The following is a 12,353-nucleotide window of genomic DNA, read 5'->3' as shown; positions in this document are numbered from 1 at the left end:
GACCCTCCGCCTTGTAGCGAATGTAAAAGTTTTCAAAATCTTCGTTGCTGTAATACATAATTTATCAAGATTAATGTTACAGCCGCGAATGTAGTCGGTTTTACTCAGGCTGTGCTTGGACGCTTACAGGCGATAAGCCCCCTCATCGCCTGCCTTCGAGTTGGAGATCAAATAAATCGAGCAGGTAGGGAAACAAAATAGGTTTTCCTGCCTAATGCAAGTCGCTTTGGGGTTCGTCGGCAACCACGCCCCGCATGGACTTTCACCACAGATGTATGGCATGCCCGTCATACTACAAAAGGCCGACTCACACAAGCCGGCCTTTTGTATATATCTCTCAAAGCGATTTTATTACTTTGCGTAGCTTACCGCACGAGTCTCACGAATCACCGTGATCTTAACCTGTCCCGGATAAGTCATCTCATCTTGAATCTTCTTAGCGATCTCAGCGGACAGGTTCTCAGTATCCTTATCATCAATCTTATCAGCACCAACAATTACGCGCAACTCTCTACCCGCTTGAATAGCGTAAGTCTTGACAACACCCGGATACGATAAAGCCAATTGTTCCAAATCGTTCAAGCGCTTGATATAAGCCTCAACGATCTCGCGACGTGCGCCCGGACGTGCGCCTGAAATAGCGTCGCAAACCTGTACGATCGGAGCCAATAGCGTCTGCATCTCCACCTCATCGTGATGAGCGCCTACGGCATTGCAAATATCCGGTTTCTCCTTATATTTTTCACAAAGCTTCATGCCCAAGATTGCGTGCGGCAATTCCGGCTCGTCGTCGGGCACTTTACCAATATCATGTAACAATCCGGCACGTTTCGCTTTCTTCGGGTTCAAGCCCAATTCAGAAGCCATCACGGCACAAAGGTTGGCCGTCTCACGAGCATGTTGCAACAAGTTTTGTCCATAAGAGGAACGATACTTCATCTTTCCGATCATACGGATCAATTCCGGATGCAAACCGTGTACACCCAAATCGATCACGGTACGCTTACCAGTCTCTACGACCTCGTCTTCCACTTGTTTCTTCACCTTCGTTACCACCTCCTCGATACGAGCCGGATGGATACGGCCATCCTGCACCAATTGATGCAAGGCCAAACGAGCGATCTCACGGCGAACCGGGTCGAATCCGGAAAGAACGATCGCCTCTGGCGTATCATCCACCACGATTTCAATACCGGTAGCGGCCTCCAAAGCACGGATATTACGTCCCTCGCGACCGATGATACGGCCTTTGATCTCATCCGATTCAATATGGAACACGGTGATAGAGTTTTCGATAGCCGTCTCCGTCGCTACACGCTGGATAGACTGGATCACGATCTTTTTCGCCTCCTTATTAGCGGTCATCTTCGCCTCCTCAACGATCTCGTTGACGTAAGAAGCGGCTTGCGTCTTTGCCTCATCTTTTAAGGACTCGATCAAACGCTCTTTGGCTTCCTCTGCGGACAACCCGGAGATAGCCTCCAAATGCTCCACTTCCTTCTGATGAAGTTTATCCAAGTCTTGCTTCTTCTTCTCCACCAACTCCAACTGGGAAGATAAATTTTCCTTCACAGCCTCTACCTCGTTATTCTTACGCTGCAACTCTTCCTGACGTTGATTCATCGTCAGTTCTCTTTGCTTCAATTTAGTCTCAACAGACTGGATCTTAGCGTTACGCTGTGATACCTGTTTTTCCAAGTCTGCTTTCAAATGAAGGAACTTCTCCTTCACTTCCAGCATCTTGTTTTTCTTTATCACCTCGGCCTCCTTTTCCGCCTCTTGAAGCACAGAGTCGTACTTCGACTTCAGAAGGAAACGCATGCCCAGCCACGCAAGCAACCCGCCAATGATGAAGGTTACTATCGGTATGATTATATACATTCCAACCATTTAACTAATAATTTAAGATTCATTTATTTATATACAAAAAAGCACTCCATCACACGGTCTCACCGTGTAAAGCAGTGCGGAAAACTCTCTTCTTACAATAGGTATTACTTCTTCAGATATCCTTCCAACTCAGTTGTAAGCTCCTGTATCTTATCCGTAAAAGGACTTGTCTCATTCCGCTCCCTCAACTCCACATTTTGCAGCGCAAGGTCAAAAGCAGCCATTGCTAACAAGTCTTTCGTATCCAACTCCCCATTCTTGTTATAATTTTCACTATACGCAAAAACCTTCGATTGAAGCGACTTCGCTGCCTTACGATAAAGCTCTTCTCTCGCCCGGTTAATCAGAAGGGGATACTTCTTTCCGGCAATATCAATGTTTATAAGAAATTCTTCGTCCATCGCTTTTATTCATTTAAAAGTGCGATGCACTTGTCTACTTCCCGCACTAACTTCGATAACCGCATCCGGGCGTTCCTTATCTCTTCCTCATTCGTGGAAACAATTCGCGCTGTTAGCATGTTATCACATTTGGCATTCAATCCGTCAATCATATCCTTCGCCTGCCGCAACTCCTCGTCTTTAAGGCTCAAAGCAGCTGTAAGTTCGTCAATTCTACGTTTCTGCTGATCGCATAACACCATCAAATCTCGAACCCTAACCTCAAACACAGCTAACAATCTCTTATGATCTTCGGTCATTTCACACCAAATTCTACACAAAAGTAAGTTTTTGAATTGAATTAACCAACAATAGCCTTAATTATTTTGACAGAAAACGTACGGGTAAATAAAAAGGCCGTCCAAAAATCGAACAGCCCTCCCTAATTCTTGTAAACGTCCCTCTTGTTTACACCAAAGAAACGTACATTTCACCTTCAATCTCCTCGAAAGCCAATTTGCCTTCTTTTGCCAACCAGCCCAAAGCGGCGTACATATCCTTTTCCGCTTTAATCTTCGTGGCTTTCTTCACTGCCTTAAAACTCATTTTGCCGCCTTCATTTAAAGCGTTCCATACAAGGCCGGCATTCGTACCAATTAACTCGATCATTTTATGATAACATTTGATTACAGGGGACAAATTTATAGATTAAATGGTTAAAACAAAAGATTATAGATGTTTTTTAGCATAAAAGACGGGGATTTTTTACTTTATAAACAAATTTAACACGATTATAACGTTATTTTTCCTCCGCTTTCTCGGCATATTAGTTCCGCTTCCACGTTTACCGCTGAAACATATCTTCTTAATAAGTCGATCGAATAACGACCCGCATCCAATAAGCCCTCCTTACCGGAATAACCATTCAGAATCATTAACAATGAAGTAGTCGACCTTTCTATCTTAGTGCGCTCCTCATCACTGGTAGGCGTTCCGACACCCGCTATCGCATCCCGGTAGACTGGCAGACCGGCGATGTTCAATTCACCTCGCCCGATACCGTGATAAAGCTCCCCCTCTTTTCCAACACCCAGTTCCAATCCGCCGACAATCTTATCCGCATCAAATCCTCCGATAGAATAACCACTACGGATAGAAACCAGGTTGATGATATCCACTAAGGTATCTATCTTATATAAAGGAAGTCCGCGAAGGATTCGCCGTCTTAACGCCTCGGCGGAAGGGCGATACCGGTTCGGATCTTTCCCCAGACGTTTATAAGCCTGACGGGTAGCGGAAATAGGGCTCCACTTATTAATATCCTCTATCCTACAGGTAGAGCGGATCTCCTCCTCAACACGGGTTATTTCTTCCCAAAGCCGCTCATCGGGCTCCGTATTCTTTACTTGGCAAGCGATAGCCAACACATGAAGATCGGGGCAAGCCTCCGATATCTCAGATGAAAGAGTGATTGAAATCATGTCTATTATACGTTTGATCCCATGACACCTCTATTTGCTTATTTTCTTGTATACTCATCTTCATCATCGTCCCAATATTCCTCGTATTCCTCATCCGGGTCGTCCTCATTCTCATCCACGGGGAAGATGTATTCATCATCATCCTCAAACTCCAACGTACTTACATCTATGCTCTTATGAACAATTCGCTCAGCCTCATGGAAATTCTCCTTATTCAGCTCTTTCCATAAAAGGTCTTTCAGCTCGACGATATTCAGCCCTGTGATAGAAGATATAAAGACATACGGTATTCCCTCCGGCAAGTCTTGCGACAAAGCCTCGATCAATTCCTCATCCAGCATATCGCTCTTGGTGATCGCCAGTACACGGCGTTTATCCAGCAATTCCGGATTATATTTCACCAACTCATTATGCAAGATCTCGTACTCTTTTTTGATATCATCCGCATCCACGGGAACCATGAACAATAATAACGAGTTACGCTCGATATGGCGCAAGAAACGCAGTCCCAAGCCTTTACCCTCGCTCGCTCCTTCGATAATACCCGGTATATCGGCCATTACGAACGAACGGTTATCGCGATAACTCACGATGCCTAAATTAGGCTCCAACGTAGTAAAAGGATAATTGGCGATTTTTGGCTTAGCGGCGGATACGACAGAAAGCAAAGTAGATTTACCCGCATTGGGGAAGCCTACCAAACCAACATCGGCCAGCAACTTCAACTGAAGAATCACCGTACGTTCCAATGCAGGCTCACCCGGTTGCGAATAACGGGGCGCTTGATTGGTAGCCGTCTTGAAATTAAAATTTCCCAGGCCGCCACGACCGCCTTTCAGCAACATCACCTGCTGACCGTCTTCCGTAACATCGCAGATAAACTCGCCGGTCTCAGCGTCGTAAACGACCGTACCGCAAGGGACCTCGATTACCCGATCCTCCCCGTCTTTGCCCGAGCTACGCTTCGCACCACCACTCTCTCCATGGGTAGCCATGATATGACGCTCATATTTCAAATGAAGGAGCGTCCAGTAATTCCGGTTGCCACGGAGATACACATGACCTCCTCTCCCTCCATCGCCCCCGTCGGGACCTCCTTTCGGAATGTATTTCTCACGACGGAAGTGAGAAGACCCTCTTCCGCCCTTTCCCGAGCGACAATAGATCTTGACATAATCTACAAAGTTCGATTCAGCCATATCAGTTTATCTCAATTACTTCACGTTATTAATCGCCTCTTTGATACGACCGAAGATTTCCTCGATTGTTCCCATACCTTTGATGGCTACGTGCTTGCCTTCGCCTACATAGTAGTCTGCCAAGGGAGCTGTTTGGGTATGGTAAACATCCAGTCTGGATTTGATGGTCTCCAAGTTATCGTCAGAACGTCCGGATACTTTACCACGCTCCAATAAACGCTTGATCAACTCCTCTTCCTCTACTTGAAGGTTCAACATGATGGAAACATCGGTTCCACGCTCGTTCAACATCTTCTTCAAAGCCTTTGCTTGAGGGATCGTACGAGGGAAACCATCGAAGATTACGCCCTTGGCAGGCTTCTTGCTATCCAATACATTCGCCAACATATCAACGATCAGCTCGTCCGGAACCAATTGTCCCTTCTCGATATAATCTTTAGCGATCTTACCCAGTTCAGTCTCAGCCTTCATCTCACCACGCAACACGTCGCCAGTAGAGATATGATCCAAACCGTATTCTTTAATAATCAGCTCACTTTGTGTTCCCTTACCTGAACCGGGAGCACCAAAAATAACCACGTTCAACATACGACTGTTTCTTTATTATGTATTAATGTATACTACTTTATTCCACGACCTTGTAGATATCCTTATACGAACGGCCCAACTCATCATAATCCAAACCATGTCCCACGATAAAATCAGCGGGAATCTGCAAGCCTACATAATTCGGGGTCAATTCACATTTTAAGGATTCCGGCTTGAAAAGCATTGTTGCCAATCTCACATCAGCGGCACCCTCACTCCGAAGCTTCTCCATCACGTAGCTCATCGTAAGGCCCGTATCGATAATGTCTTCCAACAAGATCACCACACGTCCACGAATATCAGCCTGCACAGGCATGACCTCATTCAATATGCCCGTACTGGAAGTTCCTTGATACGAGGAATAACGAGCGAATGTCAGTTCATACGGGACATCTAACTCACGCATCAGCTCGGCGACAAACATAAAAGCCCCGTTTAGCACACCCACGAATAGGGGATTCTTCCCTTCCACATCCGCTTTAATCTGAACGGCCATTTTAGCGATAGCCGCCTGAATATCCGACTCTGGAATAAACAGTTCAAATTCTTTGTCTTTTAGACGAATCCTGTCCATAAATCTTTCGGTTTTCGAAGGGACAAATGTACAACTTTTTCGGCGATGCGCAAAAAAGTGTAGCAACATACCAAAGTTTGTTATACATTTGTAAGCAGAATAAAACCCCAGACATTTAGAATTATGATTAAGATATTCGCAACAGACAAGGTAAAGGAGCTCGACCAATATACGATTCAACACGAACCAATCAGCTCGATCGACTTAGTGGAACGTGCCGCCACGATGTTCGTCCATGAGTTTTGCCGGCGCTACTCCAAGCAAATACGCATCGTGATTTTCGCCGGTCAAGGCAACAACGGAGCCGACGCTTTAGCTATCGCCCGCCTTTTGAACGAGGAATCATACCGGGTAGAGACCTATTTATTCAACCCGACGGAGCATCTGTCCGTAGAGTGCGAGCAAAACAAGCAGCGTCTGCTCGACATCGAACGAATTGAATTTACGGAAGTGGTCCGAGACTTTGAACCGCCGACGCTAACCGACCGAGACGTGGTGATCGATGGCTTGTTCGGTTCGGGATTAAACCGTCCTCTCACTGGAGGTTTCGCCGCTATGGTCAATTATATTAACCAATCCGAGGCAGAAGTCGTAGCGATCGATATTCCTTCAGGCTTATTCGGAGAAGATAATCGAAAAAATGACTCGGAGGCGATCATCAAGGCCAGCCTAACCTTGACATTCGGTTTCCCAAAACTGGCGTTTCTTTTCCCAGAGAATGAACAATACGTAGGCGAGTGGAAAATACTGGATATCGGAATCCATCCGGACGCGATTTATGAGACGGACTCGCCTTACTCATTGGTCACGGAAGAAGATATATCCTATTCGTTAAAGTCTCGCAAACGTTTCTCACACAAAGGAACATTCGGACATGCCCTGTTGATCGCCGGAAGTAAAGGAAAAATGGGAGCCGCCCTATTATCCGCAAAGGCCTGTTTACGAAGTGGAGCCGGACTATTGACCGTACATATCCCAACCCGAGGCGAATCGATCTTCCAAACCGCTTTCCCGGAAGCGATGTTAAGTTTTGACGCAAATCCGGATTATTTCTCTACGGTTCCCGAAATCGGTAGCTACTCCGCTATCGGTATGGGACCAGGACTCGGACAACACTTGGAATCCGCAGCCGTGATCGAACGCCTCCTGCAATCCAGCGCAAAACCGGTCGTTATCGATGCGGACGCTATTAATATTATGGCGTCTAACAAGGACTTATTCAATAAGATCCCGCCACGAAGTATCCTTACTCCCCATCCGAAGGAGTTCGACCGGATAGCAGGCGAGAGCACGAACGCATACGACCGTTTGATGAAAGCGCAATCTTTCGCCACCGAACATAAGATTTGTATCGTATTGAAAGGTGCTTATACCGCTATCTGTTCTCCAGCAGGAAACATTTATTTCAATAGTTGCGGAAATCCGGGTATGGCAACCGCTGGTAGCGGAGATGTACTGACGGGTATCATCCTCAGTTTATTGGCGCAAGGTTATTCTCCTGAGACTGCCGCCGTAGTCGGCGTATTCTTGCACGGCACAGCCGGTGATCTCGCAGCCGCCTTCCATTCGGAAGAGAGCATGATCGCCAGCGATATCACAGATATGCTCGGAAAAGCGTTTAAGCAAATCAAATGAATCCAGCAAAAACAAAACGGGCGTTTTTACTTTCGTTTGCTACAATAACTCTTATAGCACCGTTTGGCTACATCATATGACAGGATACAGATCCCGGACGAGACGGGAAAATAGTGGCGGCATCAAGGTTCTTTGGCGCAACCTTCATTTACGAACACTATAGTATATCGTTTTCTTAAAATTTAATAGTTATGAAAAACATTTCGAGAAGAAGTTTCCTCAAAACCGGAGCCGTAGCGGCAGCCGGACTAACGATCGTTCCGGGTTCCGTGCTCGGTAAATCCTTTGGTTATACAGCTCCCAGTGACAAACTGAATATCGCGGGTATCGGTATCGGCGGTATGGGACGTCGGAACCTAGCCAATATGAACACGGAAAATATCGTAGCTTTATGCGATGTAGATTGGCATTATGCGGACAAGACTTTCAAGGATTACCCGAAGGCTAAACGCTTTAAAGACTGGCGTGTCATGTTCGATGAAATGGGTAAGTCTATCGATGCGATTATGGTTGCCACTCCAGACCATTCACATGCCGGCGTAACCGCCCACGCAATCACACTAGGAAAACATTGCTATACACAAAAACCGCTCACCCACTCCGTTTACGAATCGCGTTTGCTTACCAAACTGGCAAAGAAATATAAGGTAGCCACTCAGATGGGTAACCAAGGTAACTCATTCGACTGGTGCCGGCAGATCTCAGAATGGATACAGTCCGGCGTAATCGGCGATGTATATGAGGTACATTGTTGGACAGACCGCCCTATCTGGCCCCAAGGCTTGGTGAAACCGAGCGATACCCCAAAGTGTCCGAAGACTCTGGATTGGGATTTATGGATCGGCCCGGCTCAAAAGCGGCCTTATAATCCGGTTTATACCCCTTGGAACTGGCGTGGATGGTGGGACTTCGGAACCGGAGCCTTAGGCGATATGGCTTGCCATATCATGGACCCGTTGTATTGGGCACTCGACTTAAAATATCCGACCAACGTAATCGGCAGCTCTACTTTGAGTAACCTGTACTCCCCTCCTCACGCACAGATCGTAACCTATACATTCCCCGCACGTCCGCCCAAAGGGAATGTCAAGATGCCGGAAGTGAAGGTCTATTGGTACGATGGCGGTCTGATGCCCCCCCGTCCGGAAGAATTGAAAGATGGACAGATGATGGGCGACGAGAACGGCGGTATCATCTTCATTGGTACAAAAGGAAAAATCATGACAGGCTGTTACGGAATGAACCCGACCCTATTACCGGTTTCCGACATGGAGCATTTCAACCAGCCCAAACCTACGATCCCGAGAGTGAAAGGCGGCAATGGAGACATCTGGTCTACCAACGCCCACGAGCAAGACTGGATCCGCGCTTGCAAGGAATCCCCGGAAAATCGTACGGAGGCCTCTTCCAATTTCCAGTTCTCCGGTCCATTCAACGAGATGGTCGTGATGGGAGTTTTGGCCGTTCGCCTCTCCGGACTGCAAGGTTTGCATCGTGAGTTGCAATGGGATGGAGAGAATATGCGGTTTACGAACATCTCCCCAAACGATAAGATCAAGATCGTCACGGTGGATGATTTCAAGGTAATTGACGGAGACCCTCGTTTCGACCGTCGCTTCGCTGAGTTTAACGCTGCGGAGATGGCCAACGAATGGATCAAGCATACGTATAACAACGGTTTTTCTTTGCCGGATATGCCAAGATAACCTTTTAATATTTCCGGACGCAGCCACTTGCTAAGTTCCTATATGTACGCTCCACTTTTCTAATGTTTCCAATTGGTTTTACGCAAAATATTTCATAGTTTTGCGCAATAATATACAGATTAAATAAACTGGGATATGAAGAATATAATCATTATAGCTAGTTTACTTCTCGGGATGCCGCTTATGGCACAAACCAAGGTAGTGAAAAAGAACGCCATAAAAGCAAATAATTTCGGAATCACCTACTCATTACCCAAAACCTCGCTGGTCGTTGATGCCGAAGTGACGAAAGTGACCTGCAAAGCCGGGCCTTACTATCAATATACTGAGAAGTATTTAGGCGTGAAAGATGCGGTCACCGAAGACAAGGTTTATTTCGATCTCGGAAAAATCAGTCTGATCAACCGGGGATTACCCGATGCGGATAATACCTATATCGTAGAATTCAAGCAAGGCACGGTTGCCCCCTACGCTTGCCTTACTGAAGATGGACTATTATGCTCGATAAACGCAGAATATACACCGGTAGAGTCGGAGCTTGATGCCGTAAAGAAAAATAAAGGCACCCAACAGAAAGTAACGGACGCATCCGTATTCTCCGAAGAGCTACTGATGGCTGGGTCTACGGCAAAGCAAGCAGAGGTAGCCGCTAAGCAAATTTACCGTATTCGAGAAAGCCGTTTGAATATCTTGACCGGGGAAGCGGATAATTTACCTCCCGATGGTGAATCCATGAAACTGGTGATCCAGCAGTTGGAAGAGCAAGAAAAAGCATTGACAAACCTTTTTACCGGGATCTTGACCAAAGAAACCGAGCATTATGAGGTAAGCATTATCCCTCACGATGACTTGGATAAAGAAGTTTTGTTCCGTTTCTCCAAGCAACTAGGTATCGTAGACGCTGATGATTTGGGCGGTATCCCTGTCTATATGAGCCTGAAAGCGACAGAAAGAGCTCCGATTCTAGATGCCAAGGAGGCTGAGAAGAAAGACAAATCATTGAGAGGAATCGTCTACAATGTCCCAGGCAAAGCCCGCATAGAAATACGAATGGACAAAAAAACACTCTACAAAGGAGAGGTTCAAATCACCCAATTCGGGACACGGGAAGGATTAGCTCCTGTTATGTTTGAAGATAAGAAAGCCCCCGTCAAGGTTCTTTTCTATCCGGAAACCGGTGCAATAAAGCAAATTATTCAATAAGTATAAACTAATATTATTTAAAACACATGTTACAAGGACAACCTAAAGGTCTCTATGCTCTAGCGCTCGCAAACACGGGCGAACGCTTCGGTTATTACACTATGCTTGCGATTTTCACATTATTCTTGCAAGCGAAATTCGGCTATACGGCCGCTGAGACATCAACGATTTTCGCTAGCTTCTTAGCGTTCGTGTATTTTATGCCATTGATTGGCGGTATGATGGCCGATAAATTCGGCTATGGAAAGATGGTTACCTCGGGTATCATCATCATGTTTGTCGGTTATCTTTTATTAGCCATCCCAACAGATGCCGCCTCGGGAAAAATCATGATGTTCGGATCGCTCGCTCTGATCGCTTGCGGCACCGGATTATTTAAAGGTAACTTACAAGTGATGGTAGGGAATCTGTATGATGCACCGGAATACAGAAGTAAACGTGACCAAGCCTTTAGTTTGTTCTATATGGCGATCAATATCGGTGCCATGTACGCACCTACGGCAGCCACTAAAATGACAGACTGGATGTTGGGTAAGTACAACCTTTTCTACGAGTCACAAATCCCGGCGCTCGCTCACCAATTCTTAAACGGAACGATCTCCGCAGAGAACAAAGAGGTACTCGCCACTCTGCAAAGCGCACAAGGTTTCACCGGTGATATGGCTACGTTCTGTTCCACCTATATCGAGAAGTTGTCTGAGGCATACAACTATGGATTCGGTGTGGCTTGTATCTCATTAATCGTATCGATGGCTATCTATATGGGATTCCGCTCTACCTTTAAGCATGCGGATGTCAACACCAAACAGGCAGAGGCTGCCCATGCTCCGCAAGAGGAATTGTCACCCGCCGAGACAAAACAACGTATCACCGCCTTGCTGCTGGTATTCGCCGTGGTATTGTTCTTCTGGATGGCTTTCCATCAAAACGGTCTGACAATGACGTTCTTCGCTCGTGACTATACGGTCAACCAAGTGACCGGACTGGATCGTATCGGCTTTGATGTGATTAACTTAACATTATTGGTTATCGCCGTGTATGGAGGATTTGCTATCGCACAATCCACAACGAGCAAAGGCAAAACGGTCGCCGGCATCGTGACCGTGGCCGCATTAGCCGCTCTAGGTATCAAATATATGGCTATGCCGGAAACCGTAACGATCCTTCCGCAGACCTTCCAGCAATTTAACCCGTTCTTCGTGGTTGTATTGACTCCGGTATCATTGGCGATCTTTGGTTATCTGGCTAATAAGAAGAAAGAGCCGTCCGCTCCTCGTAAGATCGGATTGGGTATGATGATCGCCGCTTGCGGTTTCTTGATCTTGGCGATCGGTTCTACGGGTTTGCCTACACCGGACGCTTTAGCGGCGGATAGCAAATTGCAGGTATTGGTTTCTCCAAACTGGTTGATCTCGACTTATCTGGTATTGACCTTCGCCGAATTATTGCTTTCTCCGATGGGTATCTCTTTCGTATCCAAAGTGGCTCCTCCTAAATATAAAGGTATGATGATGGGTGGATGGTTCGTGGCTACGGCTATCGGCAACTATCTGGTCGCCATCATCGGCTATTTGTGGGGAGGCATGCAGTTATGGATGGTATGGAGCGTGTTGATCGTTCTTTGCTTACTGTCTGCGTTGTTCATGTTTTCTATCATGAAGAAACTGGAGAAAGTGGCTTGATAATTGAGAAGTAAG

12 protein-coding genes are annotated in these 12,353 nt (G+C 46.4%); 4 read left to right on the top strand and 8 right to left on the bottom strand.

What is annotated here, in order from left to right; translation table 11 throughout:
* Positions 1–351: 351 nt before the first annotated feature.
* The 8 genes from rny to G7Y39_RS07520 form a co-directional block, all read right to left on the bottom strand.
* The gene (gene rny / locus G7Y39_RS07555) at positions 352–1,890 is read right to left on the bottom strand and encodes a ribonuclease Y (protein ID WP_165156614.1); all 1,539 of its coding nucleotides are present in this window, start codon (positions 1,888–1,890) and stop codon (positions 352–354) included.
* A 104-nt stretch (positions 1,891–1,994) separates the two neighbouring features.
* Entirely contained in the window at positions 1,995–2,291 is a 297-nt protein-coding gene (locus G7Y39_RS07550) for a cell division protein ZapA (RefSeq protein WP_165156612.1), read from the bottom strand.
* 5 nt (positions 2,292–2,296) lie between these two features.
* Complete coding sequence (locus G7Y39_RS07545; protein ID WP_165156610.1) at positions 2,297–2,590, bottom strand: hypothetical protein; 294 nt, start codon at positions 2,588–2,590, stop codon at positions 2,297–2,299.
* A 148-nt stretch (positions 2,591–2,738) separates the two neighbouring features.
* A complete protein-coding gene (locus tag G7Y39_RS07540) occupies positions 2,739–2,939 on the bottom strand; it encodes a winged helix-turn-helix domain-containing protein (RefSeq protein ID WP_165156608.1) in 201 nt (66 codons plus the stop codon).
* A gap of 122 nt (positions 2,940–3,061) precedes the next feature.
* Positions 3,062–3,751 (bottom strand): B3/4 domain-containing protein, encoded by a 690-nt coding sequence (locus G7Y39_RS07535; RefSeq protein ID WP_165156606.1) that lies wholly within the window; start codon positions 3,749–3,751, stop codon positions 3,062–3,064.
* A gap of 38 nt (positions 3,752–3,789) precedes the next feature.
* Positions 3,790–4,950 (bottom strand): GTPase ObgE, encoded by a 1,161-nt coding sequence (gene obgE / locus G7Y39_RS07530; protein WP_165156604.1) that lies wholly within the window; start codon positions 4,948–4,950, stop codon positions 3,790–3,792.
* A 15-nt stretch (positions 4,951–4,965) separates the two neighbouring features.
* Positions 4,966–5,538 carry an adenylate kinase gene (locus G7Y39_RS07525; RefSeq protein ID WP_165156602.1) on the bottom strand — a complete coding sequence of 191 codons (573 nt, stop codon included), beginning with the start codon at positions 5,536–5,538 and terminating at the stop codon, positions 4,966–4,968.
* Between the two features lie 37 nt (positions 5,539–5,575).
* Complete coding sequence (locus tag G7Y39_RS07520; protein ID WP_165156600.1) at positions 5,576–6,112, bottom strand: phosphoribosyltransferase; 537 nt, start codon at positions 6,110–6,112, stop codon at positions 5,576–5,578.
* Positions 6,113–6,235: 123 nt separating this feature from the next.
* On the opposite strand from G7Y39_RS07520, the gene G7Y39_RS07515 reads away from it, so the two are divergent.
* From G7Y39_RS07515 to G7Y39_RS07500, 4 genes are all read left to right on the top strand, one after another.
* Positions 6,236–7,747 carry an NAD(P)H-hydrate dehydratase gene (locus tag G7Y39_RS07515; protein ID WP_165156598.1) on the top strand — a complete coding sequence of 504 codons (1,512 nt, stop codon included), beginning with the start codon at positions 6,236–6,238 and terminating at the stop codon, positions 7,745–7,747.
* A 191-nt stretch (positions 7,748–7,938) separates the two neighbouring features.
* The gene (locus tag G7Y39_RS07510) at positions 7,939–9,453 is read left to right on the top strand and encodes a Gfo/Idh/MocA family oxidoreductase (RefSeq protein WP_165156596.1); all 1,515 of its coding nucleotides are present in this window, start codon (positions 7,939–7,941) and stop codon (positions 9,451–9,453) included.
* A gap of 135 nt (positions 9,454–9,588) precedes the next feature.
* Positions 9,589–10,656 carry a DUF4831 family protein gene (locus tag G7Y39_RS07505; protein WP_165156594.1) on the top strand — a complete coding sequence of 356 codons (1,068 nt, stop codon included), beginning with the start codon at positions 9,589–9,591 and terminating at the stop codon, positions 10,654–10,656.
* 26 nt (positions 10,657–10,682) lie between these two features.
* Positions 10,683–12,338, top strand: a complete 1,656-nt coding sequence (locus G7Y39_RS07500) for a peptide MFS transporter (protein ID WP_165156592.1) — start codon at positions 10,683–10,685, stop codon at positions 12,336–12,338.
* Positions 12,339–12,353 lie beyond the last annotated feature (15 nt).

Source organism: Parabacteroides sp. ZJ-118 (assembly GCF_011038785.1).
GTDB lineage: Bacteria > Bacteroidota > Bacteroidia > Bacteroidales > Tannerellaceae > Parabacteroides.
Note: the sequence above shows the minus strand (reverse complement) of the source record. Positions and strands in the feature narration are given on the sequence as shown.

Excerpts from the sequence above, each read along its gene's own strand:
- rny (WP_165156614.1), bottom strand. The coding sequence starts at position 1,890 with ATGGTTGGAATGTATATAATCATACCGATAGTAACCTTCATCATTGGC.
- G7Y39_RS07550 (WP_165156612.1), bottom strand. The coding sequence starts at position 2,291 with ATGGACGAAGAATTTCTTATAAACATTGATATTGCCGGAAAGAAGTAT.
- G7Y39_RS07545 (WP_165156610.1), bottom strand. The coding sequence starts at position 2,590 with ATGACCGAAGATCATAAGAGATTGTTAGCTGTGTTTGAGGTTAGGGTT.
- G7Y39_RS07540 (WP_165156608.1), bottom strand. The coding sequence starts at position 2,939 with ATGATCGAGTTAATTGGTACGAATGCCGGCCTTGTATGGAACGCTTTA.
- G7Y39_RS07535 (WP_165156606.1), bottom strand. The coding sequence starts at position 3,751 with ATGATTTCAATCACTCTTTCATCTGAGATATCGGAGGCTTGCCCCGAT.
- obgE (WP_165156604.1), bottom strand. The coding sequence starts at position 4,950 with ATGGCTGAATCGAACTTTGTAGATTATGTCAAGATCTATTGTCGCTCG.
- G7Y39_RS07525 (WP_165156602.1), bottom strand. The coding sequence starts at position 5,538 with ATGTTGAACGTGGTTATTTTTGGTGCTCCCGGTTCAGGTAAGGGAACA.
- G7Y39_RS07520 (WP_165156600.1), bottom strand. The coding sequence starts at position 6,112 with ATGGACAGGATTCGTCTAAAAGACAAAGAATTTGAACTGTTTATTCCA.
- G7Y39_RS07515 (WP_165156598.1), top strand. The coding sequence starts at position 6,236 with ATGATTAAGATATTCGCAACAGACAAGGTAAAGGAGCTCGACCAATAT.
- G7Y39_RS07510 (WP_165156596.1), top strand. The coding sequence starts at position 7,939 with ATGAAAAACATTTCGAGAAGAAGTTTCCTCAAAACCGGAGCCGTAGCG.
- G7Y39_RS07505 (WP_165156594.1), top strand. The coding sequence starts at position 9,589 with ATGAAGAATATAATCATTATAGCTAGTTTACTTCTCGGGATGCCGCTT.
- G7Y39_RS07500 (WP_165156592.1), top strand. The coding sequence starts at position 10,683 with ATGTTACAAGGACAACCTAAAGGTCTCTATGCTCTAGCGCTCGCAAAC.